Here is a 23,833-nt window from a genome sequence, read left to right as displayed (position 1 = left end):
ATCGGCTTGCCGAGCAGGAATCTCTAAAAGCTTTTCCAATAGCGTGAGTAGTCATCGATCTTGCCAATGGCGTGGATGACGCCGTGCAGCTCGGCCAGGCCCTTGAGCCGCCCGATCAGCGAATAACCGGGATTGGTCGGCTTATCGACATCGTCGCCGATCAGGTGACCATGGTCGGGGCGCATCGGAATCATATGGTCGGGGCGGCCATCGGTGCGGCGGCGAGCCTCCTCCGCCAGAAGTACGCGCAGGATCGCGTACATGTCACCGCGCCCTTCCAGATGCGCGGCTTCGACAAAGGAACCATCCGGCTCGATCGCCACATCGCGCAAATGGGCAAAATTGATGCGCGACGCAAATTCGCGGGCGATGGCAAGCACGTCATTGTCGGCGCGCGAACCAAGGGAGCCGACGCAAAGTGTCAGGCCGTTGGCGGGATGATCGACGCAGCCAGTGATGCGACGCAGATTCTCCGCCGTCGAAACCACTCGCGGCAAGCCAAAGAGCGAAATCGGAGGATCGTCGGGATGGATGGCGAGCCGTGCTCCAACTTCGGCGGCGACCGGTACGACCTCGTGCAGAAAATTGTCGAGGTTCGTCTGCAGGTCCTCCGTCGTCAGCCCGTCAAAGGATTCGATGGCGGTACGGATCGCCTCACGCCCGTAGCTATCCTCGCCGCCCGGAAGACCGGCGATGATATTGCTCTCCAGTCGACGAACCGCCTCTTCCGAGAGCCCCTTCAGCCGCTCCTCGGCACGCTGCAAAAGCTCCGGCGCATAGTTTGCTTGGGCACCTTTCCGGCGCAGAACGAAGACATCATAGGCAACGAATTCCACCATGTCGAAACGAAGGGCAAGCGCCCTCGTCGGCATCTCGAAGCGCAGGTTCGTGCGCGTCCAATCGACCACCGGCATGAAGTTGTAGCAGATCGTCTTGATGCCGGATCGGGCGAGATTGACCAGCGTGTCCTTCCAGACGCCGATCGCCTGGGCAGCGCCGGCGCCGCCAAGCTTGATAGCGCTTGGGACCGGGATCGATTCGCAGACGCTCCAGCGCATGCCGGCTGCTTCCACCAGGGCCTTGCGAGCCCCGATCTCCTCCGGTGTCCAAGTGCGGGAATGGGAGATCTCGTGCAGTGCCGTGACAATGCCCGTTGCGCCGGCTTGACGTGCGTGAATGAGTGGAACGAGATCCTTCGGCCCGAACCAGCGCCAACAGCTCTCCATGCGATGCCTCCCTGATTTGTTGGTCAACATATCGCTACATCGGCGAAAGTCCATCGCCGTGTCTGCTTGACATCCCTTATTGACCAACAATATCTGTTTGATAGTTGGAGGAATGCATGGCGATGGAAACCGCTGAGATCGAAGGGAAGGGATCGGCGGTGGACCAGGTGGTCGACGAGATCCGGCGGCTGATGCGCGAGCGCAATCTCGGGCTTGGCGACGCCCTGCCCTCGGAGATCGAGCTGGCGGCGATGTTCAACAGCAGCCGCAATACAGTGCGCGAAGCAATCCGCATCCTGAAGGCCTATGGCATCGTCGAAAGCAGGCAAAAGGTCGGCGCCGTCATCACCGACCGCCGCCAGCAGGCGTTGATGGAATTGTTCTCCTTCGCGATCGACATATCGGCCGAAAGCTTCCTGGACATTCAGGGTTTTCGCCGGCTGATCGAGGTCAATCTCTCCGATCTTCTTTTCCAGAATATCGACGACACCAGCATTGCGCGGCTGAAGGCAATCAACGACGCCATGAAGCTGGCGCCGGAACTGTCGAAGGCTGCGGAATTCGACTTCAAGTTCCATGCCGAACTCGTCGGCCTTGCCAACAATCGCACACTGTCACAGGTCTATGGCATTCTACAGCCACTGTTGCAGCGGCTGATGGAAGCCGGCAAGCGCTCCCGGGTCGCCGTCGAAAGTGCCTATAACGAACATTGCGACATCATCGTCGCGCTCCAACAGCGTGACCGAATCGCCTATGCCTATCATATGAACCGTCATCTTCACGCCGGGTTGCAGTTCATCCAGCCTCCCCAAGAACCGCGACAGATTTGACACAATCCATTTCCTGACGGACAGATAATCATGAAGAAACTGCCACTCGACACCGGCTGGACCCTTTCTCGCGTAGGCGCACCTTCGACCGCCCCGTCGCTCCCGGCGACGATCCCGGCTGCCGTGCCTGGCAATGTGCATCTTGATCTGCTGTCGGCCCGGCTCATCACCGACCCATATCTGGATGTCAACGAGATCTCCCAGGACTGGATCGGCCGCTCGGCCTGGCGTTACCGGATGGCTTTCGACTGGGATGACGAAGAGGCGGATCGGGTCGATCTGTCCTGCCTCGGGCTTGATACGGCGGCACGCGTGGAACTGAACGGCATATTGCTCGGGGAAACCTGCAATATGCATCGCAGCTATCGTTTCGACATTCGCGGGCAGCTCAAGGAGGGCCGGAACGAGTTGATCGTCGATTTCGATTCCGCCTATGCCCATGGCGAAGCGGTCCGCAGAGCGCTCGGTTCGGCCGCCGATATCCCGGCCAACTATCCCGGACCCGGTAACCTCATCCGCAAGATGGCCTGCAATTTCGGCTGGGACTGGGGTCCGAGCGTCGTCACAGCAGGCATATGGAAGCCAGTCGCCATTGAAAGCTGGTCGAAGGCGCGTCTCGCCATTGTCCGCCCGGAAATTACCTTGCAGGGCGGTGACGGTATGGCGCGCCTGCGTATCGAGGTCGAATGGGCGGACGAAGGCACGGACAGCGCGGCTCTGGTGATGTCGATCGGCGGCAAACGAACCGAAGTCCGAATTGCGCAGGGCGAGACGCATGCTCTGGCGGAATGCCGCATCGATAATCCGGAAATCTGGTGGCCGCATGGGCTCGGCGGCCAGCCGCTCTACGACCTCGACCTCCAGCTTCTGGGCTCAGACGGAGCGATGCTGGATCGCTGGCAGCGCCGCGTTGGCTTTCGCTCCGTGCGCCTCGACACCGCGCCCGATGAGATCGGTTCTGCCTTTACCCTCGTCGTCAACGACGTGCCGGTCTTCGCCCGTGGCGCTAATTGGATTCCGGAGGATTGCTTCCTGCCGCGCGTGACGCGGGAACGCTATCGCGAGCGGATCGCCCAGGCACGCGATGCCAATATGAACATCCTCCGCGTCTGGGGCGGCGGCATTTACGAGACCGATATCTTCTATGAAGAGTGCGACGCCGCCGGCATCATGGTCTGGCAGGATTTCCTCTTCGCCTGCGCCGCCTATCCGGAGGAGGAGCCGGTCTATGGCGAGATCGAAGCGGAAGCGCGTGAGGCGATCACCCGGCTGATGCCACACCCCTCGCTGGTGCTCTGGAATGGCAACAACGAAAACATCTGGGGGTATTTCGACTGGGGCTGGCAGGATGTGCTCGCCAATCGTCCCTGGGGCGCCGGCTACTATCTTGACCTGTTGCCGAAACTGGTCGCCGAGATCGACCCGACCCGAGCCTACTGGCCTGGAAGCCCCTATTCCGGCTCGATGGATATTGCGCCGAATGCCGACGAGCATGGCTGCAAGCACATCTGGGACGTCTGGAACGAGGTCGGATACGAGACCTACCGCACCTATATTCCGCGTTTCTGTTCCGAATTCGGCTGGCAGGCGCCCTCGACCTACGCTACGCTTACCGAATCCGTGCGAGAGAAAAGTCGAGCGCCCGCCTCCCCCGGTGTCCTGCATCGCCAGAAGGCAACCGGCGGCAATGACAAACTGATCAAGGGATTGGAAGGCTGGTTTCCCGCTCCGGAGAATTTCGACGACTGGCTTTTCGTCACGCAACTGAATCAGGCGCGCGCCATCAGCGTCGGGGTCGACCATATGCGTTCGCATCGCCCCACCTGCATGGGCGCGATCGTCTGGCAGCTCAACGATTGCTGGCCGGTGACCTCCTGGGCAGCGGTCGATGGCGCAGGCCGGAAGAAGCCGCTCTGGTACGCCCTACGCAACAGCTATGCGCCGCACCTCCTGACGATCCAGCCGCGCGGCGACGGTCTTGCCGCCATCGCCGTTAACGATGCGACACTGTTCTGGCGCGTGCCCTTCACCATCGAACGCTTCGATTTCAGCGGCACGCTGCTCGCTCGCCACTCCGTCTGGCGTATCCTTTGCGACCGCTTCGAAAATGCCGAGATCTCCATCCCCAAGGATGTGGCGACGTCGGGCAACCCTGAGCGCGAATTCCTGCGCGCCCGCCTCGGCGATGCCGAAGCCTGGTGGTTCTTCGAGAAAGATATGAAGCTGCAATATCCGCAGCCTCGTTTCGACCTTGAGGCCGAGCCGATCGCCGACGGCGTCGCCGTCACGGTCACGGCGCAATCCTTCCTGCGCGATCTCTGCCTGTTTGCCGACCGCATCAGCCCGAATGCCGAGGTCGATGACATGCTGGTCAATCTGATGCCGGGCGAGAGCAAAACCTTCCGCATCAAGGGGCTGTCGAAAGATGCGTGGGAGGACGCCGATCTTTCCGCTATCGTGCGTACAGCCAATCAGGTTGCAGGCACAGCGCACCCCCGGTGAGGCAGAATAAGGGTGAGAATTGATTCAGGAATCAGCCAGTCGAACGCTCGTCAAGCCTCGCCGCATTAAGGCCGGTGACCGGATCGCCGCTGTCTCGCCCTCCTGGGGCGGGCCTGGCACAGTGCCGGATCGCTATCTCACCGGCAAGCGCCAGTTCGAAGAGATATTCAATATCACCGTCGTTGAGATGCCACATACGTTGGCGCCGGCTGATTGGCTTGCCAGAAACCCGGCTGCACGAGCACAGGACCTGATGGATGCCTTTGCTGACCCATCGATCGCCGGCATCGTCGCCACGATCGGCGGTAATGACTCGATACGGCTCATTCAACATCTGAACCTCGATATCATCCGTCAAAATCCGAAAGTGTTTCTTGGATATTCCGATACCACCAGCCTGCATCTTGCCTGCCACGCTGCGGGTCTCGCCTCTTTCTATGGGCCGAGCATCATGTCCGGCTTCGCCGAAAATGGCGGTATGCATCGCTTCACCATCGACGGCGTCCGCAAGGCCTTATTCGAGATAGAACCAATAGGACTGGTCCCGCCGAACACCGAGGGTTGGACCGCCGAGCAGACCGACTGGGGCGATCCTGCCCAGCAGCGAAAACCCCGCTTCCTACAACCTGCCGACCTACCACGGATATTGCAAGGACATGGAAGTGCGTCCGGACACTTGTTGGGCGGTTGCGCTGAAGTATTGGAGATGGCGAAGGCAACGGCATGGTGGCCCTCCCTCGATATATGGAATGGGGCCATCCTTTTCTATGAAACATCCGAAGAGGCGCCATCGCCCAAACTCATAGAGTATTGGCTGCGTAACTTCGCAGCTCAAGGCATATTGCAGCGGCTGAACGGCGTGCTGGTTGCCAGACCCGATCCGGCGGGCAATGAGTCCTATCGAGCGGAGCTCGAAACCACTGTTGTTAAGGCGTTAGCCGAAGCTGGCCTCCCCGACCTTCCCGTCTTGTCCGGCCTCGATTTCGGCCACACCCAGCCGATGCTGACCCTCCCCTACGGCGTGAAAGCTTCGATCGACTGTCACGCGGCAACGCTGAAGCTGCTGGAGTCCGGCGTTTGTTAAGATCGCTGTGGCCAGGCACAGGCCGAAACGACCCTGGCGAAACATTGCGCTCGGAAACGATAAATTGCCTTCTATGATCGTGCGGCGGCTTGTGATCTAGTGCGGGTACCCAACCCATGAATCAGCGAGGCACCGGTTATGTCCTTGGAATCCAATCGTAGCTTTCAGACGCCACGGCGCGAAGAACTCGGTCTTTCCACGCTTGCCAATAGTGCCGGCCTGTCGGTATCGGCGCTGCCGAACGGCACGCTGTTTGCCATCGATTTCGCCGACCAGCAGGGTAGCGTCATGATCAATCAGGTGCTGGGATCGCCTGTTTACGGCGGTATCGGGCGCCTCTATCTGCGCATCGGCGGCTCGCAGCCTGAAGTCGCCGAAATTGTCGGCCCGAAGGCCGCGGTGCGCTTCGGCCATGATGAGGCGGGCTTTTGCTGGAGCGGCGAGACGTCCGGTGTCAAGCATACGGTCCGGCTGCAGCTCCATCCCGGCGATAGCGCCTGGTTCTGGCGGGTTTCGCTTGAAAATACGACCGGTGCGGCGCTTTCAGCCGATCTCGTGCTGATCCAGGATGTCGGCCTCGGCGATCGCGGTTTCCTGATGAACAGCGAGGCCTATGCTTCGCAGTATATCGACCATCATATTGCCGAGCATTCCGCCTTTGGGCCGGTGGTGATGAACCGGCAAAATCTGAAGCAAGGCGGCGGGCGCAATCCTTGGCTGGCGCAGGGCTGCCTCGATGGGGCGGCGGCCTATGCCACGGATGCGATCCAGTTGGCGGTGCCGGCCCCAGGCGGCGATGCACAGATGGTGCCGCGCTTTGGTGAAAGCCTGCCGAGCACGCGCCGGCAGCACGAAGTCGCGTGTCCGGCGATCCAATCGAAACCTCTCGCGCTCGCACCAAAGACGATCGCAACCGCAACCTTCTTCGGCTTGTTCGCCGCCGATCACCCCGCAGCCTCCAGCGATGCCGATCTTGCAAGGCTTGACGCCCTACCGCAGGCGCTGAACGAACTCGCGACGAGCGATATTGCCGGCGATGCCCCGGCTCGCAGCCTGGTGCAGGACGCGCCGCTATTCGTGACCGAGCCTTTGGACGAAGCGACGATCGAGCGGCTCTATCCCAAGCGGATGCTGGAAGAGCGCATTGACGGCCAGCTCTATTCCTTCTTCGTGCCGGATGGCTCGCTTAATCGCCACATCGTACTGCGTGAGAAAGAGCGCGTTGTTGCACGCCGTCATGGCGCCATCGTCCGCAGCGGCCAGAATATGCTGTTGGACGACCAGACGCTGGCCGCAACCTGTTGGATGCAGGGCATCTTTGCCGCGCAGTTGACGATCGGCAATACGTCCTTCCACAAGCTCTTCTCGGTCTCCCGCGACCCCTACAATCTGACGCGAGCGAGCGGGCTGCGCGTGCTCGTGGACCTCGGCGAAGGCTGGCGCCTGCTTGGCGTTCCCGCGGCCTTCGACATGGGATTGAGCGATGTTCGTTGGATCTACCGCCTTGCCGGCCGCACCATCACGGTGACGGCAATCGCTTGTGGCGATGATCCGTCCATGCAGTGGACCGTAGCGGTCGACGGCGGGGCCTGCCGCTTCCTGGTCTTCGGTCATATCGTGCTCGGGGAACGTGACTACGAAGCCGTCGCAAACATCGAGATCGACACTGCTGCCAAGCAGATATCGTTCCGGCCCCAGCCGTCTTGGCTTTGGGATCGCTATCCGCATGCGGCCTACCATCTCGTCACCTCGACGCCGGGTGCCTTCGAGGCAATCGGCGGCGATGAGCTTCTCTACAGCGACGGCACGCCTCGCAACGGCCCCTTCATCGCGCTCAAATCGCATCCGGTTCAAGGCTTCAGCTTTGCGGTCACCGGATCGATGACCGATGCGGCGGCAGGCGAACGTCTTGCCGTGCGCTACAAGGACGGCGTCAGCAGCGCTGACATGCTTGCTCCCGCGCAACGCTTCTGGAGCCATGTGACGCGCTGCGTGCGCATCGAAGGAGAAGGGCGGGACGTCACGGCGCAGGCTGTGATGCTGCCTTGGCTGGCGCATGACGCGATCGTGCATCTGAGCGTGCCGCATGGCCTCGAACAATATACCGGCGCGGCTTGGGGAACGCGCGACGCCTGCCAGGGACCAGTGGAATTCCTGCTCGCTTATGAACATGATGCCGAAGTAAAGCAGATTCTGAGCACCGTCTTTTCCGAGCAGTATCGCGACCGGGGCGACTGGCCGCAATGGTTCATGTTGGAGCCCTATGCCAACATCCGCGCTGGCGAGAGCCATGGTGATATCGTCGTCTGGCCGCTGAAGGCGCTGTGCGACTATATCGAGACGACGGGCGATCTCGCCTTCCTAGCCGAAACCGTGCCGTGGCGGGCCGACGACACCATGCAACGGACCGAAGAGACGGCGACGATTTCCGCGCATGTCGATAAGCTGCTCGACACCGTACGCAGCCGCTTCGTACCCGGCACAAGCCTCATCCGCTATGGCGAAGGCGATTGGAATGACAGCCTGCAGCCGGCCGATCCGCATTTGCGCGATTGGATGGTCAGCAGTTGGACCGTCTCGTTGCTTTACGAGCAACTGGTGCGCTACGCTGCGATCCTGACGCTTGCCAGCCGGGACGACGAGGCGCAGACGCTCAAGGAAACCGCCGCCGCCATGCGCGACGATTTCAACCGCCTCCTGATGCGCGACGGTGTCGTCGCCGGCTACGGCGTCTTCGATCCGAGCCATGATGGCGTCGAACTGCTGCTGCATCCGCAGGATACGCGCACCGGCCTGCATTATTCGCTGATCGCGATGACGCAGCCGATGCTGGGCGGCCTCTTCACGCCGGAACAGCGGCATGCGCATATGAAGCTGATCAGTGACAATCTGCTTTTCCCGGATGGTGTGAGACTGATGGAAAAGCCGGCGACCTATGCCGGCGGACCGGAGACATTGTTCCGCCGCGCCGAATCCTCGTCTTTCTTCGGGCGCGAGATCGGGCTGATGTATGTGCATGCGCATCTGCGCTATTGCGAGGCGCTGGCGCTGGACAACGATGCCGACGGTGTCTGGAACGCGTTGGCACTCGCCAATCCGATCGCGGTCAGCGGCCGGCTCGACCATGCCTCGCTGCGCCAGCGCAACACCTATTTCAGCAGCAGCGACGCCGCATTCCACGATCGCTATCACGCCTCTGATGATTGGGATCGCGTCAAGGCGGGCGGTATCGCTGTCGATGGCGGCTGGCGCATCTATTCGAGCGGTCCCGGGCTTTTTACGAAAAGCCTGATCAACAACGTCTTCGGCTTCAAACGGCAATTCGGCGAACGTATCCACAAACCGCTATTGCCGGCGTCGGTTGCCGTTTCCAAGATCGAACTGGATTTTGAGGCGTAATCGCGAAGGGAGCCGCTTGTTGCGGCTCCCTTTGAATTTGCGGCTGGGGGGTATGAGGTCATATGCAATGGCCTTACCTGCCTCTCAATAGCGGTTATCGTGCACCACGCCCATGATTTCCCCTCCTCGAGACACGCTCACGAGGAGGTTGTCGTCGCCACGCGTCGCCTCAACCAGATAACGCACCCCGACATCCTTTACGTTCCTGACGCGATAACCGCGCCGTTCCAAGAGGCGTATGACGTCATCCGGGCCGAAATTGTCGCGACGCTCGCCCCATCTATTGGCTGCATCGTGATGCCGGTTCCAGGCGTGAAGAAAATCGGACTCCGTTTGGTCCCGGTCAGAGTCGTAGCCGTCCGGCGACTGATCCTCGTGAATGACAACCTGAGCAATAGCGGGGCTGACGAGGCCCATCGTAATTGCGGCCGTCACACCCAAGGCGATGAAGGTAACCCTCATTGGCATTTCCTTTGTCGTTTCTTTCCAATAGGGGAGCGATTTAGTGGGCTCCCGGCACCGGTCCCTTCAGCTTTGATATGCAGGCCTCTTGTGCCGAGGCGCTTGGAGTTGGCTGGGCAGCAGACGTGCCTTTCGGCTCGTCCGTCGCACCCAACTCACCCATTATGCTCACGCGCATTTTGCGTTGTGTTCTTATTTGTTACGAAATTTAACGGCTGCGACGACTGAGCCATCAAGCGGCGCAGGAAACAGGTTGCGCCACGGAAGCGGAGCGACGATCAAGCGCGCCGCTCCAGAGGGTAAGAACGAGGGCAGCGGTGACCAGGATCGCTCCGATCCAAGGGGTTGAGCCGAGGCCGAGTGCGGATTCCACCACTAGGCCGCCGATCCAGGCGCCGGCGGCAATGCCGAGGTTGAAGGCGGCAATGTTTAGCGCCGAGGCGACATCGACCGCGGCCGGGCGCACCTTGCGGGCAAGCTGAACGACATAGAGCTGCAGGCCCGGCACATTGGCAAACGACAGGAAGCCGAGAGCGGCCAGCGTCGGAATTGCCAGCCAAGGCGAAACGGCCGTGAAACTGAACAGCACGAGCACGATCGCCTGAGCGATGAAAAGGCCCGTCAGCGCCTTGACCGGATTACCGTTTGCAAGACGCCCGCCGACAACATTGCCGACGGCAATGGCAACACCATAAAGCACCAAGATCAGGCTGACGGCGGGGGCCGCAAAGCCGGTCACTTCCTGCAGGATCGAGGCCAGGAAGGTGAAGGCGACGAAGGTGCCGCCATAGCCCAGCGCTGTCATGGCGAAGACGATCAGCAGCCGGCCGCTTGCCAGCACGCGGACCTGCTCGCCGATCCCGGCCGGCGGCGCCTTCTTCAGGTTTGACGGCAGCAGCAGCGCAATGCCAGCAAAGGCGATGACGCCAAGGGCTGCGACGGCGGCAAAGGTGGCCCGCCAACCGAAGGTCTGGCCGATGAACGTGCCGAGCGGGACGCCGGTGATGATCGCGACCGTCAGCCCCATGAACATCATGGCGATTGCCGAGGCACGGCGGTTTTCCGGCACCAGATCGGCCGCGATGGTCGATCCGACGGAGAAGAAGACGCCATGGGCGAAGGCAGAAAGCACGCGGGCGACAAGCAATGGCTCGTAGCCGGGGCTTAGGGCTGCCATGCTGTTGCCGGCGACGAAGAGCGCCATCACGCCGAGCAGCAGCGGCTTGCGCTCGATACGACCGGTGAGTGCCGTCAGGATCGGCGCGCCGAAGGTAACGCCAAGCGCATAGACGCTGACGATGAGACCGGCGAGCGGCAGGGTGATGTGAAGATCACCCGCAACCGTCGGCAGCAGACCGACGATAACGAATTCGGTGGTGCCGATCGCATAGGCCGCGATCGTCAAGGCAAAAAGAGCTAATGGCATGAGATGGCCCGATCGAAAGGCATCCGGAAATATCCGGCTGCACTGGTTCTTGTTCGATGAGAATATGGTCTCAGGACATTCGATCGATAATTGGCTATATCAACTCAACACTTGTGAATTCAATTCAAAGCTTGAGTGGAGTGATGGATAATCGCGCTGGTGAAATGGACGTCTTCGTGCAGGTGGCCGAGCTTCGCAGTTTCTCGGCAGCGGGGCGGAAATTGCGCCTGTCACCTTCTGCCGTCAGCAAGCTCGTTACACGCCTTGAGGACCGGCTTGGCACACGCTTTCTCGTGCGCACCACGCGTTCGCTGCAGTTGACGCCGGAGGGAGAGGTCTATCTCGAGCGCGCTCAACGCATCCTCGCCGAAATAGCGGAGACGGAGCGCATGGTGACAGCAGGAGGCGCCACGGTCCCGCGCGGACCTCTGCGCGTCAGCGCCTCCGTTGCCATTGGCGTGCGCTGCATCGTGCCACTCATTCCGGATTTCCTGGCACTCTACCCGGAAATAGAACTGGATATTTCGCTCAGCGACAGCATCATCGATATCGTCGGTGAACGCGCCGATGTCGCCATTCGTGTTGGGCCATTGCGCGACAGTTCGCTGAAAGCTCGCAAGCTGCTGGAAAGACGACGCGTCATCGTTGCTTCACCGGCTTATGTCGCAAGGCACGGCCTACCGGTGACGCCGGATGATCTCGACCACCACAATTGCCTGACCTTCAACTTCCGCCCGACCGCCGAAGGCTGGCCCTTTCGCGATCCGGCCACCGGATCAGAGTTCGTGAAGCCGGTCTACGGCAATCTGCAGGCCAATAATGGACCGACGGTGCGCAGCCTCTGTCTCGCCGGTCTTGGCCTTGCCCGAGTCGGATATTTTCATGTGCAGCCCGATATCGAAACCGGCGCACTGGTGCCGGTACTGGAGGATTTCAATGCGGGAGATATCGAGCTGATCCACGCCGTCTATGCCGGCCATGATTATCTTGCCGCACGCATCCGCGCCTTTATCGACTTTTTGGCATCGCGAATCACGTAAAACAGCAATGACCATCAGATAAGCAGAGGGCAGGACTTGGAGACGGCGCTTTATCTTCCGATCAAGAATTTCCTGGAAGCCGCCGGCTACGCGGTAAAGGGCGAAATCGGTAGTTGCGATCTTGTCGGTCTGAGCAAGGATGAACCGCCCGTCGTCGTCATCTGCGAATTGAAGCTAACCTTCAATTTGGAACTCGTGCTGCAGGCGGTTGATCGTGCGTCAGTAAGCGATGAAGTGTGGATTGCCGCCCGCGTCTCGGCGAAGGGCAAGGGACGAGAGAGCGACCGCCGTTTTCGCGATCTCTGCCGCCGCCTCGGTTTCGGCATGCTGGCTGTCTCCGACAACGACACCGTTGATATCATCGTCAGCCCGGTCGCGCCGATGCCGCGCAAGAATATCCGCCGGCGATCACGTCTTGTTGAGGAACATAAGCGGCGCAAGGGCGATCCCGCCCTTGGGGGCAGCACGCGCGCGCCGATCATGACCGCCTACCGTCAGCAGGCACTTGCCTGTGCGATGGCGATCCAGAATGGACAGCAGCGTCCTAGAGACATTCGCGCAAACGCGCCAGAAGCCGCCAAAATACTGCAGCACAATGTCTATGGTTGGTTCGAGCGCGTCGATCGCGGCATTTACGCCCTGACCGAACTCGGTTCGGAAGCATTGAAGCGCTGGCCGCAGGCGGATGGCGCTTAAACAATAAAGGTGAAGAAATTCGGGCATTACAACGTTAAATTCCAGTAATGTCTTACAAAATTGCAATATAAACATGATCAATATTTAATTTGTAAAATTCATCAGGCGGATCATATAAATCTCCAGCGCCAATTCTTTTTTCTACTGCAAGCTCCGCAGTAAACTCGGATAATAGAGATTCCCCGGAAAGAATAGAAATGGCACTCCGTTCGACGCCTGGTCCCTGACATGGACCCAAGACGCCATATCGCCAACGATCTCGTAAGGGACATCTGCCATGTCAAATCTACTTCGCAAGCATCGCGCCGCTGCCATCGTCGGAGCGGCCATCATAGTCGGCGCAGGGGCCCTGCCCTTCGCCTTCAGCACCCCCGCTGCCGTTGCCGCGACGGCCGAACCTGGCGGCATCATCGCGCCTGGCGGCTCTTTCGCGCCGATCGTCGACGCCGACAAGCCGGCAGTCGTCACCGTTACCACTACGATGAAGGTCACCGATACCAGCGCGGATGCCGGCGACTCCCCGATGGACGAGCAATTCCGCCAGTTCTTCGAGAACCAGGGCATCCCCTTCCCGCAGCAGGAGGCGCCGCAGCATCGTCCGGCGCAGCGCGCCATGGCACTCGGCTCCGGCTTCCTCATCAGCCCGGACGGGGTCATCGTCACCAACAACCACGTCATTCAGAATGCCACGGATATCAAGGTGACGCTCGATGACGGCACCGAACTACCGGCCAAGCTCCTTGGCGCTGACGCAAAATCCGATCTGGCTGTCCTGAAGATCAAGGCGCCGAAGCCTCTCGCCACCGTGGCCTGGGGCGACTCCGATAAATTGAAGCTCGGCGACCAGATCCTGGCGATCGGCAATCCCTTCGGCATTGGCACGACTGTCACCGCTGGCATCGTTTCGGCCCGTGGCCGCGATCTGCACAGCGGCCCCTATGACGATTTCATCCAGATCGACGCTCCGATCAATCACGGCAATTCCGGCGGCCCGCTGGTCGACCGCGACGGCAATGTCGTCGGCATCAACACCGCCATCTATTCGCCGAATGGCGGCAGCGTCGGCGTCGGTTTCGCCATCCCTTCGGATCAAGCCAAGGCGATCGTCGCCAAGCTTGAAAAGAACGGCTCGATCGATCACGGCTATCTCGGGGTCGCCATTCAGCCCGTGACGGCCGATGTTGCCGATGCCGTCGGCCTTTCGCAGCCGCAGGGCGCTCTGGTCGCCAGCGTCAATGACGGAACGCCGGCTGCACGTGCCGGCATCAAGACCGGCGATATCGTTACGGCCGTCGGTAGCGAGACCGTCAAGTCGCCCAAGGATCTGTCGCGCCTGGTTGCCGATCTTGCTCCCGGCGACAAGCGCTCGCTCACGGTCTGGCGCGATGGCAAGAGCATGGATGTGAACGTCACCCTCGGCGGCAATGACGACAGCAAGCAGGCTGCCAATGACAGCGGTGACGGAAAGGTCCAGCCATCCAATCAGCCGAGCATCGGCGTCGGCCTCGCCAATCTGACACCGGATCTACGCGAGCAGCTCAACCTTCCGCACGGTGTCGAAGGTGCCGTCGTCGCCAGCGTCAATCCCGATAAGTCGGCCGCCGCTGCCGGCATCCAAGCGGGCGACATCATCGTCTCGGTCAACGATCAGCCGGTCCACAGTGCCCACGATGCCCAAAACGCAGTTGCACAAGCCGGCAAAGCAGGCCGCAAGTCGGTTCTGCTGCTGATCGAACGCGGCGGCGACAAGACCTTCGTGGCAGTGCCGTTCTCGGCTGCCTAAGCATCTCTCCTGAAAGGCAAACGCGCCTCGTCTCCATCACTGGAGGCGAGGCGTATCTATTTCCCGCGATTGCGTCCGCAATTCCCAACTCCCCAACATCACAGCGCAGCAAAGTGCGCAGGCTCGCGCCGGCGCTATCGCGACCGAGGGGGAATTTTAACCGACAATACTATTGTCAACCAATAGTTTACGATGTCGCCACAGAAGGCTGACATGTCACACTCCCACAATCGGTCTTTCACTGATACATAACGATTTGCTCACACTGTAGCGTGGCGTGGATTGTGAGGGAAACATGCGCAAGGCGGCAGTCGGAGAAGAGATTGTGGACGCGGTACCGGTGGATACCGAAGAGCCGATTACCCGCGGGCGCGCGGCGGAGGAGCTTCCGCAGTCCCAAGAGCCCAGTCTCGCCGAGCGTTACGACTGGCTCGAGGCCATGATCAACCATGTGCCGGACTACATCTATGCAAAGGATCTGGAGGGCCGCTTCCTATTCGCCAACAGGGCCATCGTCTTGAACAATGGACTTGAGCGCGTGGAGGATATGGTTGGGCTGACGGATTACGATATCCATCCTTCGGCGGCAGCCGAGACCATAGCTGCCATCGAGCGACACGTCATGGAGACCGGTGAACCCGATCTTGGTTTCGAGGAACGCCGTCTGAGAGGCAACGGCTGGCTGATGATGTCGCGCGTTCCGCTGAGGGACAAAACGGGAAAGGTGATCGGCGTCGTTGGGGCCTCGCGGGACATCACGGCCCGTAAACGCGGGGAAAGCCTGATGAAGGCCCAGGCGCAGCTTCTCAAAGCGGTCGCCAAGGGAGTACGCTTAGACCCGTTCCTCAGTGACGTCGCAAACCTGCTCGAAGAGGTCATCCCCGGCACTGCCGCCGCTGTACTCCTGCACAAGGAAGGCGCCCAGGAATTTTATATGGCGGCGGCGTCCCCGTCGGCACGCGCGGCTTCGATTTCGCCGGCAGATATCCTCGACAACCCGGCATCGTGGCGTCGCTTTGCAATCTCGTCGGGTGACGGCGGACAGCACGGCGCGCTCGCCGTCCAAGTATCCTGCCATGAAGCGAGTCTGTGGGAGTTTCTGACGGGCGTCGCACAAACGATCGGTATCGCGATCGACCGTCACTACGATGCCGAGCGCATCACCTTCCTTGCTGAGCACGATGCCCTGACCGGATTGCCAAACCGTACGCTGCTCGACCGAAAGCTCGACGATATGCTGCGGCGTGCCAACGAAACGTCAAGGAAAGTTGCGGTCGTCTTCCTCGACATAGACAACTTCAAGCTCGTGAACGACAGCCTCGGTCACGCGGCCGGCGACAAGCTGCTCAAGATCGTGGCGAACCGGATCTCCGAGGAGATTGGTCAAGACAATCTGATATCGCGCATCGGCGGCGACGAATTCATTCTGGCACTCGAGCAGACCGACGAAGACTTCGTCCCGTGGCTGACGCGCATTCGCGAGGCCGTGGCGCGGCCGCTTACTTTGGCCGGAATGGACCTGCAGCTCACATGCAGTATTGGCATGGCCAGCTTTGCCATACATGGCAGGACCGCCAAGGAATTGTTTGCCAACGCCGATATGGCGATGTATCGCGCCAAGGAGAATGGCCGAAACAGTATCCAGGTGTTCGATCCGGTACTGGCCGAGAATGCACGGCAGAAACTCGGGCGATCGGAGGAGCTGAGACGCGCGGTCGAACGCGACGAATTCGTCCTGCATTTCCAGCCGCAAAAGGACATGACCTCCGGCGAGATTATCGGCGTGGAGGCGCTCGTGCGCTGGAACCATCCGACTGACGGGCTCGTCTTCCCCGGAGACTTCATTCCGCTCGCCGAGGAGTCCGGCCTCATCGTACCGATTGGAGAGGCTGTCCTGCGTAAGGCCTGCGGTCAGGCGAAAGAATGGCAGAAACAGGGGCTGCCGCCCGTGAAGATCGGCGTCAACATGTCTGCTCGGCAGTTCCAAGAACAGGGCATGACCCGTCAGGTGGCCGCAGCCCTCGCCGAGAGCGGCCTTGATCCGCAATGGCTCGAAATCGAGGTCACTGAAAGCCTTCTGATGCGCGACGTGCAGGGGGCGATCATGAAAATGCACGAACTTAACGCCCTGGGCGTCAGTCTCGCCATCGACGATTTCGGTACGGGCTATTCCAGCCTGAGCACGCTGAAACGTTTCCCGTTGTCGCGCCTCAAGATCGACCGGTCCTTTATCGCCGATATTCCCGATGATGCCGACGATATGGCGATCACATCCGCGATCATCTCGCTTGCACGATCGCTGGAACTGGACGTGATCGCCGAAGGCGTGGAGACTAAAGAGCAAGCCCGCTTCCTGTCGGAAGCCGGATGTAATGCCATCCAGGGATACTTGTTCAGCAAGCCTATTCCGGCGGAAGAGGTCACGCGCATAATGCGGAGCCGGTCCTGAAGTCTTTGTCCAAATAATTTCCTCTAGAGACCGGCAGCTTTCAACAGAAAGAACGTTTCTGCGTCGCGTCATCATAGTTTTTGTCCAAACTCTGCCGCGGTGATGATAGAGAAGAAGCGGGGACGGATACGAACCGTCCTCCGGTAGGCGCTGCGTTCTGCCGGGATCATCGACGGCATAAGAGCTTCAGGACTTTGGACGGGGCTGAGCGGCAGCAGGAGTTGGAGTGACCGATCCATACGAGATTCTCGGCATCGGACGCGATGCGGGCGAAGAGCAGATCAAGACCGCCTATCGCAAGCGGGCGAAGTCGGCGCATCCGGATTCCGGCGGCGACACCGATGCTTTCGGACAGCTCCAGAAGGCCTACGAGCTGCTTCTGGACCCGGTGCGCCGAAAGGTGTTCGACGATACCGGCTATGACGTCGAACTCACCGACGCCGTCGATTTGCAGGCCCTGGTCGCCATCGAGAAGCTCATTACAGATATGGTTCTGGACGAGCGCGAACCCGGAACCTTCGATCCGGTCGCCCATATGCGCGCCAGTCTTTTGGAAGAAATCCGCAAGGCACACTTCAGCAAAAGCGAGCTGGAGCGTCATTCGGACCGCATCCGCCTTCATTTGGATCGTCTGGGAAAACGCCCCGGCAAGGATGTCGTCGGTCATATGCTGCGCGCCCGCATCAAGGCCATCGCGACCGCGATCAGCGAAACGGAGGCCAAGATCGACGCCACCGAACGCGCCTGCGACATGCTCGACGGCTATCTCTATGTCATGGACGCGCCGATGCTCGAGAGCGACGAGCCGATATCGGATGTCGAATGGGATGACACCCCCGGGGTCCGCTCCGCCGCCCAGTGATTCCCGTTAACCCGATGCCCTGCTGAATGCTGGAACTTTCGATCGGCAACCGGGTTTTCTCCCGCGTCAGGTCGAATTCCGACGGTGCCATACGACCAGTATCGGCTCATCGATCGCACAAGGGAGGACATCATGATCAACGAAGATGGATACACGCCTGCGGCAGAACTGGCGCAAAAAAACGGTGCCAGATTTCCCAACGAAAGCAGCGAATACCGGCAGGCGCGAGATGCTCTGCTGGCAGAAGAAATCGAACTTCGGCGGCAAATAGAGCGTGTCGCCGCGCAGCGGCGCGCGCTGCCGCCGGGCGGCATGGTGAAGAAGCGCTATCAATTCATCAGCCCCGACGGTCCGGTCAATTTCGAGGATTTGTTCGATGATAAGGAAACCCTGCTAATCTACAGCTACATGTTCGGCCCGGAGCGGTCGCGGCCCTGCCCGATGTGCACGTCGTTTCTTTCGGCGCTGGAGGGCGAAATACTCGATATCGAACAGCGAATGGCAATTGCCGTCGTCGCTCGGTCGCCGATCGAGAGACTGCTTGATTTCAAGACAGAGCGCCGCTGGCAGAATTTGCCACTCTATTCCGACCCGACCGGCGAATATAGCCGCGATTACCGTGCGCTCGGAGCCAACGGCAACGACAACGCCGCCGTCAATGTCTTTACCCGCAGAGATGGAACGATCCGGCATTTCTGGGCTGAGGAGATGGGTCCGGTCACCGCCGACCCCGGTCAGGATCCACGCGGCGCGCCCGATCTTATGCCGCTCTGGACGGTCCTCGACATGACACCCGAAGGCCGGGCAAGAGATTGGTATCCGAAGCTCACCTACGGACATGCTTGAGCGGATCTTGCGTCGGCGATGCCTATGCCTCGCCGGCAGTCACAATGCCGGCAACTGGAGTCTCGGTCACGGCTTTGGTGATCACCGCGGCAAGTTGGCCCTGATTGAATGGCTTCGGCAGGCGGAGCAGATCGTTGTTGCTGCCCGCCGGAAGCTCGGCGTATCCGGTAGCAAGGATGATCGGCAAACCCGGCCGCCGCTCGGCGATCGCCGCGGCGAGCTGTGAACCGGTCATCCTCGGCATGGCGTGATCGGTGATGACGATATGGATATCGTTGTGATCCTCGAGCAGCTTCAGCGCCTCCTCGGCTGAATGAGCCTGCAGCACGGTATGGCCGAGATCCTCCAGCATGATTGCCGTGTTCATCAGGACCAGCACGTCGTCGTCCACCGCCAGGATATTGAACAAGCCTCCGGCCGCGGGCGCTGCTTCAATCGCCGGCTCATCCTTCCTCGTCTCGGTCTCCGCTGTGACGGGAAGCCATAGCTCGGCCGTGGTTCCCTCGCCCCTGCGCGATTTCAGGATCAGCTTGCCTCCAGATTGCGCCATCAATCCCTGGATCATGGGCAGGCCAAGTCCTGTTCCCTTGCCAACGCCCTTGGTCGTGAAGAATGGTGTGGTTGCATTGGCAAGCGTCGCCTCGTCCATCCCCTCTCCCTCGTCCCTGACGGAGAGGCATACATAGGCCCCCGCTTTCGATCCGTCCGCTTCGTCCCTGGCAATGCTGCGAAGTTCGGCGGCAATGACGAGCCGTCCGCCCTTTGGCATCGCGTCGCGCGCATTCACGACGAGATTCAAAAGAGCGTTCTCAAGTTGGTTCGGATCGGAGGTCACCCTTGGAAGGCTGAGGGGGAAATGCGTTTCGATCGTCATCGACGGATCTACCGTGCGCTGTAGCAGGCCGGTCATATTGCGAACCAGTTCGACCACGTCGAGCGGCTCGATCTTGAGCTCCTGACGCCGAGAGAAGGCGAGCATGCGTTGCGTCAGCGCCGCACCGCGCTGCGCACCTTGGATGGCGTTGTCGATCAACGGGGTGATATCGGGATTGTCAGCAGTCCGCTTGCGCACGATTTCAAGACTTCCGAGCACGGCCATCAGTAAATTGTTGAAATCGTGAGCCATTCCCCCGCTTAGCTGGCCGACCGCTTCCATCTTTTGTGCCTGGAACAATTCTTCACGCACCTGTTCCAGCTTGCGCTGAGCCTCTCTCTTTTCGGTGATGTCGCGCGTGACCTTCGCAAACCCCAGAAGCGTTCCATCGTCGTCGCGAAGCGCATCGATGACGACGCTTGCCCAGAACCGGGATCCGTCCTTCCGGACTCTCCAACCTTCGTTTTCAAACCGGCCCTCTTTGGCGGCAATATCGAGCGCCTTCCACGGAAGCTGCGTCGCGCGGTCTTCCTCCGTATAGAACTGGGAAAAATGCTGGCCGAGGATTTCTTGCTGCGAGTAGCCCTTGATGTGCTGCGCACCGAGGTTCCAACTGGAGACGTAACCTCGGGGATCGAGCATATAGATGGCGTAATCCGCGACACCCTGAACGAGAATGCGAAACTGTTCTTCACTCCGCCTGAGTTCTGTTTCTGCTTTCTTTCGTCCAGAAAAATCACGCGTAATCTTTTCAAAACCCAACAAGTCGCTCTCCGCACTTCTGATTGCATCGATGACCGGGGGGCGCTTTCGCAGATGCCATTCCGGTCTCCGAGCCGCCCGGTAAACTACGGAAACGCGGATTGGTTCCGCTGAGGCGCGGACTTCTAATCGAAAGTTACAAGCGAGCGAGGTGATAGAGGCGCAATCCGGTTCGCCGTTAAGCCAACCGGACCGTCACGAAAATATGATGCGTTGTTTTCTGTCAGCCTTTCCGAACGCGGTCCGTCAACTACGAAAACGGCTCGGTCGGCCCCTTGGCGGGATCGGTGAACCAATGCGGTCCTTCCGCCGTCATATAGATATGATCTTCCAGCCGAATACCGAATTTGTCGGGAAAGACGATCATGGGTTCATTGGAGAAGCACATGCCAGCGGCAAGCGGTGTTGCATTGCCGCGCACGATATAGGGCTCCTCGTGGATTTGCAGACCGAGACCGTGGCCGGCGCGGTGGGGTAGTCCTGGGAGACGGTAATCCGGGCCAAGGGCATGTTTTGAAAGCACCCGGCGCGCGGCATCGTCGAGGCTCGAACAGGGCGCGCCGAGCTTCGCTGCATCGAAGACCGCTTGTTGGGCTTCCCGTTCGATCGCCCATGCCGCTTCGAATTCGCGATCGCGGTTTTCGAGCACATAGGTCCGGGTAAGATCGGAATGATAGCCGTCGATCTGACAGCCGGTATCGACAAGCACGACGTCGCCTGCCGCAAGGGTCTGGTCGCCCTCGGCGCCATGCGGCAGGGAGGTCGCCGCCCCGAAGGAAACGATGCAGAAGGTCGAGCCGCCGTCTGCTCCGGCTTGGCGATGCTGCCGGTCGATGAAGTCGACGACCTCTGAAGCCTTGACGCCTGGTTTCATCAGCGCATGCGCCTGCTTCTGGATATTGAGCGTCAGGTTCATGGCGTATTGAATGAGAGCGATCTCGGCTGGAGATTTGATGCGCCGCAGGCTCCGGATGATCTGACCGCCATCCTTCAATCTTTCGGCGTCAGAGGCCGCAGCGAGCCTGTGGTAAAAGAAAAGCGGCAGCTCATCGTCCAGTGCAAGCGAGCCGACTTGACCCAGCAGCCGTGACACGAGCCCGGCACTGTTTTCTTCCTCCTCCCACACCAAGATTTCTCCAGGCAGATGAGGCAGCGTTTCCACGCGGCTGCGCTCGAAACCCGGGACGATGTAATAGAGTGCGGCTGGTGTGACGAGCGCGCCAAGGAACCGTTCGCTCGGATGCCAGACGAGACCGGTGAAATAGCGCAGGCTTTCCGTCGACCCGAGCAGCATGCCGGCGATTCCCTCTGCCTCCAGCGCCTCTCTCAGTCGTGCCAGTCGGAGCTTCCTCTCGTCATCGGTGATGCGGGGGACGGGATGGGACCATGTCATCTTGTTGTTTTCCAGTTCCTGTTGCGCTCGGCTCCCGAGCGGCCGACGCCGGCTATTGAATGGACACGACTGCGACTGCAGGCATCACGAAATCTCAATCGCAAGGGGACGTTCGAGGTCGCGGGCGATGTATTCCTGAATCTGGCGCACGATCTGCGCTGCATGATCGATCGCCAGCCGGTCGGCGCGGGCGACATCGCCAGCCTCGATAGCGGCGATCATCTGCTCATGCTCGTCCACATATTGACGCGGCAGGCGATCGTCGAAGGTCGAGTAGTAAAGACGCAGGATGCGCCGACCCTCGTCCAGCAGCCGTGCAAAAAACGTGGTGTAGTAGGAATTGCCGGCAAGTTCAGCGATGGCGACATGAAATTCGCGGTTCGCCTCGATCATGCCGAAGGCATCTCGAGCAGCTACGGCATCGGCGAATTCTTTCTGCCGGGCGCGCACGCGCTGCATAATATCGGCATCCTTCCGCCCCGCCGCCCCACGCGTCGTCACGCGATACATCAGCGTCAGCGCCTCGAAATAGGTGGGCAAGCCGGCGAAGTCGATCATCGCAACGATCGTGTTGCGGTTCGGGAGTGTCGTCACCAGCCCTTCCGCGGCAAGCCGAAGCAGCGCCTCGCGGATCGGTGTTCTCGACATCTTGAAGCGCTCGGAAAGCCGAACTTCGTCAAGCGGGCTTCCCGGTTCAAGTGTCATCGACAGAATTTCCCTGCGCAGGGCGGCATAGACGCTCTGCGTGCCCGAGCCCCGCACCCGCACATTCTCCTGCTCGTTCGCCATCCGATGTCCTTCTTCGAAACAAACGTCTTACTATTTTGTTTTGGCGGTTTTCAGCAACAGTGGGCAATCGACCCATATATCGCGTACAACCATCCTTGAGTCTTGTCGACAGTTTGTATATAACACAAGTACTTTCAATCGAGGAGCCAAAATGACGACAGGATGGAAGGGCGTATTCCCCGCCGTAACGACACAATTCAACGAGGATCTTTCCGTGGATCTCGCGGCGACGCAGCGCGTTCAGGACGCGCTCGTCAATGACGGCGTCAACGGCCTCATCGTCATGGGAACCTGCGGCGAGAACAATTCGCTGGATCCGGAGGAGAAGCGCACGATCCTAAAGGCGGCCGTCGAAGTGGTGAACGGCCGCGTTCCGGTCGTCACCGGCGTTTCCGAATTCGATACGCGCCGCGCCGTCGCCTATGCGCGCGATGCCGAGAGGCTGGGCGCCGACGGCCTAATGCTCCTGCCCGCCATGGTCTATGTCCCGAAGCCGGAGGAGCTGATCGCGCATTTCCGTACCGTGGCAGAAGCAACTTCACTGCCGATCATGCTTTACAACAACCCGCCGGCCTATCGCGTCAATATCGGCGCCGACGTATTGCAGGCCCTCGCCGAGGTGCCGAATATCAAGGCCGTCAAGGAAAGCGCGCCGGATCCGCGCCGCTTTACCGACCTCATCAATGCTTTCGGCGATCGCTTCGACATCTTCGCCGGCCTTGACGACGTTGCGCTTGAAGGCCTGATGCTTGGTGCTAAGGGTTGGGTTTCCGGCCTCACCAGCGCCTTCCCGCAGGAATCCGTAGAGCTTGTTGCCGCTGCCGAGCGCGGCGACTGGGAAGAGGCTCGCCGCATCTATCGCTGGTTCATGCCCCTGCTGCATCTCGACGCCGAGCATGATCTCGTCCAGTCGATCAAGCTCGCCGAGCAGATCATGGGCCGTGGCTCCGAGCGCGTCCGCATGCCGCGACTGCCGCTCTCCGGCGCCCGTCGCGCCGAAGTCACCGCCATGGTCGAAAAGGCAGCCGCTACGCGCCCCTCGAAGGCCCGTCAGGCGGCCTGATAGCGAATATACGGAGGCCGGCGATCGCAAATATGCGGTTGCCGGCTTTTTTCAAAGGTGTCTTGGATCAGCGCCGACGATGCCGGTCACCGGATCGAAACGGAATTCTAATCGGCGTCTTCCGGCAATGCCTGGATATAGCGCACGACTCCGTAAAAAATCCCGAAGACAACAAGCACGAAGGCCGCATGACGGATGTCATGCAGTACCGTGTGGTGATGTCTCACCAGCAGGGAGATCGTATTGTACATAGCTATGGCGAGCGCAGTCATGGCCATTGCCAGTAACAGCGCCATGTTCCGATGAATAAATTTGACCATCGCTCACCTCTTTTCCGCTTCGCCAGA

The 23,833-nt window shown here is 60.2% G+C and carries 17 protein-coding genes and 1 pseudogene; 11 read left to right on the top strand and 7 right to left on the bottom strand.

Features of this window, described 5'->3' with window-relative positions; translation table 11 throughout:
• Nucleotides 1-23: 23 nt before the first annotated feature.
• Nucleotides 24-1,226: a mannonate dehydratase gene (gene uxuA / locus QA648_RS24075; protein ID WP_283053969.1), complete on the bottom strand. Its 1,203-nt coding sequence runs from the start codon at nt 1,224-1,226 to the stop codon at nt 24-26.
• A 116-nt stretch (nt 1,227-1,342) separates the two neighbouring features.
• Between uxuA and QA648_RS24070 the strand changes: the two genes are divergently transcribed.
• From QA648_RS24070 to QA648_RS24055, 4 genes are all read left to right on the top strand, one after another.
• Nucleotides 1,343-2,056 carry an FCD domain-containing protein gene (locus QA648_RS24070; protein ID WP_283053968.1) on the top strand — a complete coding sequence of 238 codons (714 nt, stop codon included), beginning with the start codon at nt 1,343-1,345 and terminating at the stop codon, nt 2,054-2,056.
• Between the two features lie 30 nt (nt 2,057-2,086).
• A complete protein-coding gene (locus QA648_RS24065; protein WP_283053967.1) occupies nt 2,087-4,558 on the top strand; it encodes a glycoside hydrolase family 2 protein in 2,472 nt (823 codons plus the stop codon).
• A gap of 19 nt (nt 4,559-4,577) precedes the next feature.
• Complete coding sequence (locus tag QA648_RS24060) at nt 4,578-5,642, top strand: S66 peptidase family protein (RefSeq protein WP_283053966.1); 1,065 nt, start codon at nt 4,578-4,580, stop codon at nt 5,640-5,642.
• A gap of 138 nt (nt 5,643-5,780) precedes the next feature.
• Nucleotides 5,781-9,041: a cellobiose phosphorylase gene (locus tag QA648_RS24055; protein WP_283053965.1), complete on the top strand. Its 3,261-nt coding sequence runs from the start codon at nt 5,781-5,783 to the stop codon at nt 9,039-9,041.
• 84 nt (nt 9,042-9,125) lie between these two features.
• On the opposite strand, the gene QA648_RS24050 is transcribed toward QA648_RS24055, so the two are convergent.
• Entirely contained in the window at nt 9,126-9,503 is a 378-nt protein-coding gene (locus tag QA648_RS24050) for a hypothetical protein (RefSeq protein ID WP_283053964.1), read from the bottom strand.
• 232 nt (nt 9,504-9,735) lie between these two features.
• Complete coding sequence (locus tag QA648_RS24045) at nt 9,736-10,929, bottom strand: MFS transporter (RefSeq protein WP_283053963.1); 1,194 nt, start codon at nt 10,927-10,929, stop codon at nt 9,736-9,738.
• Between the two features lie 143 nt (nt 10,930-11,072).
• Here QA648_RS24045 and QA648_RS24040 point away from each other — a divergent pair, with 143 nt between their 5' ends.
• The 6 genes from QA648_RS24040 (at nt 11,073) to QA648_RS24015 (ending at nt 18,605) form a co-directional block, all read left to right on the top strand.
• The gene (locus QA648_RS24040; protein WP_104826794.1) at nt 11,073-11,969 is read left to right on the top strand and encodes a LysR family transcriptional regulator; all 897 of its coding nucleotides are present in this window, start codon (nt 11,073-11,075) and stop codon (nt 11,967-11,969) included.
• A gap of 36 nt (nt 11,970-12,005) precedes the next feature.
• Nucleotides 12,006-12,665, top strand: coding sequence for a DUF2161 family putative PD-(D/E)XK-type phosphodiesterase (locus QA648_RS24035; RefSeq protein WP_283053962.1), 660 nt, complete (start codon nt 12,006-12,008; stop codon nt 12,663-12,665).
• A gap of 277 nt (nt 12,666-12,942) precedes the next feature.
• Complete coding sequence (locus QA648_RS24030; protein WP_283053961.1) at nt 12,943-14,448, top strand: DegQ family serine endoprotease; 1,506 nt, start codon at nt 12,943-12,945, stop codon at nt 14,446-14,448.
• 295 nt (nt 14,449-14,743) lie between these two features.
• Nucleotides 14,744-16,897: a GGDEF and EAL domain-containing protein gene (locus QA648_RS24025; RefSeq protein ID WP_283053960.1), complete on the top strand. Its 2,154-nt coding sequence runs from the start codon at nt 14,744-14,746 to the stop codon at nt 16,895-16,897.
• 226 nt (nt 16,898-17,123) lie between these two features.
• Nucleotides 17,124-17,759 (top strand): J domain-containing protein, encoded by a 636-nt coding sequence (locus QA648_RS24020; RefSeq protein ID WP_283053959.1) that lies wholly within the window; start codon nt 17,124-17,126, stop codon nt 17,757-17,759.
• Nucleotides 17,760-17,891: 132 nt separating this feature from the next.
• Nucleotides 17,892-18,605, top strand: coding sequence for a DUF899 family protein (locus QA648_RS24015; protein ID WP_283053958.1), 714 nt, complete (start codon nt 17,892-17,894; stop codon nt 18,603-18,605).
• Nucleotides 18,606-18,627: 22 nt separating this feature from the next.
• Here the strand turns inward: QA648_RS24015 and QA648_RS24010 are convergent.
• The 3 genes and pseudogenes from QA648_RS24010 to QA648_RS24000 form a co-directional block, all read right to left on the bottom strand.
• Nucleotides 18,628-20,277 (bottom strand): annotated as a pseudogene (locus QA648_RS24010) (PAS domain S-box protein); the annotation flags it as partial.
• Nucleotides 20,278-20,491: 214 nt separating this feature from the next.
• Entirely contained in the window at nt 20,492-21,634 is a 1,143-nt protein-coding gene (locus tag QA648_RS24005) for a Xaa-Pro peptidase family protein (RefSeq protein ID WP_283053957.1), read from the bottom strand.
• Nucleotides 21,635-21,718: 84 nt separating this feature from the next.
• Complete coding sequence (locus QA648_RS24000; RefSeq protein WP_283053956.1) at nt 21,719-22,423, bottom strand: GntR family transcriptional regulator; 705 nt, start codon at nt 22,421-22,423, stop codon at nt 21,719-21,721.
• 151 nt (nt 22,424-22,574) lie between these two features.
• Here QA648_RS24000 and QA648_RS23995 point away from each other — a divergent pair, with 151 nt between their 5' ends.
• Nucleotides 22,575-23,486, top strand: coding sequence for a dihydrodipicolinate synthase family protein (locus QA648_RS23995; protein ID WP_260305125.1), 912 nt, complete (start codon nt 22,575-22,577; stop codon nt 23,484-23,486).
• A gap of 107 nt (nt 23,487-23,593) precedes the next feature.
• Here the strand turns inward: QA648_RS23995 and QA648_RS23990 are convergent, their stop codons facing one another.
• On the bottom strand, nt 23,594-23,806 hold the full coding sequence (locus tag QA648_RS23990) for a hypothetical protein (RefSeq protein WP_104826804.1): 213 nt from the start codon (nt 23,804-23,806) through the stop codon (nt 23,594-23,596).
• Nucleotides 23,807-23,833: the final 27 nt, after the last annotated feature.

Source organism: Rhizobium sp. CB3171, assembly GCF_029714265.1.
In the GTDB taxonomy this organism is placed as follows: domain Bacteria; phylum Pseudomonadota; class Alphaproteobacteria; order Rhizobiales; family Rhizobiaceae; genus Rhizobium.
Note: the sequence above shows the minus strand (reverse complement) of the source record. Positions and strands in the feature narration are given on the sequence as shown.

Bases quoted from the DNA above. Each gene is read 5' to 3' on its own strand.
- QA648_RS24025 (WP_283053960.1), top strand. From the start codon at position 14,744: ATGCGCAAGGCGGCAGTCGGAGAAGAGATTGTGGACGCGGTACCGGTG.
- QA648_RS24000 (WP_283053956.1), bottom strand. From the start codon at position 22,423: ATGGCGAACGAGCAGGAGAATGTGCGGGTGCGGGGCTCGGGCACGCAG.
- QA648_RS24005 (WP_283053957.1), bottom strand. From the start codon at position 21,634: ATGACATGGTCCCATCCCGTCCCCCGCATCACCGATGACGAGAGGAAG.
- QA648_RS23995 (WP_260305125.1), top strand. From the start codon at position 22,575: ATGACGACAGGATGGAAGGGCGTATTCCCCGCCGTAACGACACAATTC.
- QA648_RS24065 (WP_283053967.1), top strand. From the start codon at position 2,087: ATGAAGAAACTGCCACTCGACACCGGCTGGACCCTTTCTCGCGTAGGC.
- QA648_RS24030 (WP_283053961.1), top strand. From the start codon at position 12,943: ATGTCAAATCTACTTCGCAAGCATCGCGCCGCTGCCATCGTCGGAGCG.
- QA648_RS24070 (WP_283053968.1), top strand. From the start codon at position 1,343: ATGGCGATGGAAACCGCTGAGATCGAAGGGAAGGGATCGGCGGTGGAC.
- QA648_RS24050 (WP_283053964.1), bottom strand. From the start codon at position 9,503: ATGAGGGTTACCTTCATCGCCTTGGGTGTGACGGCCGCAATTACGATG.
- QA648_RS24045 (WP_283053963.1), bottom strand. From the start codon at position 10,929: ATGCCATTAGCTCTTTTTGCCTTGACGATCGCGGCCTATGCGATCGGC.
- QA648_RS24040 (WP_104826794.1), top strand. From the start codon at position 11,073: ATGGATAATCGCGCTGGTGAAATGGACGTCTTCGTGCAGGTGGCCGAG.
- QA648_RS24015 (WP_283053958.1), top strand. From the start codon at position 17,892: ATGATCAACGAAGATGGATACACGCCTGCGGCAGAACTGGCGCAAAAA.
- QA648_RS24055 (WP_283053965.1), top strand. From the start codon at position 5,781: ATGTCCTTGGAATCCAATCGTAGCTTTCAGACGCCACGGCGCGAAGAA.
- uxuA (WP_283053969.1), bottom strand. From the start codon at position 1,226: ATGGAGAGCTGTTGGCGCTGGTTCGGGCCGAAGGATCTCGTTCCACTC.
- QA648_RS23990 (WP_104826804.1), bottom strand. From the start codon at position 23,806: ATGGTCAAATTTATTCATCGGAACATGGCGCTGTTACTGGCAATGGCC.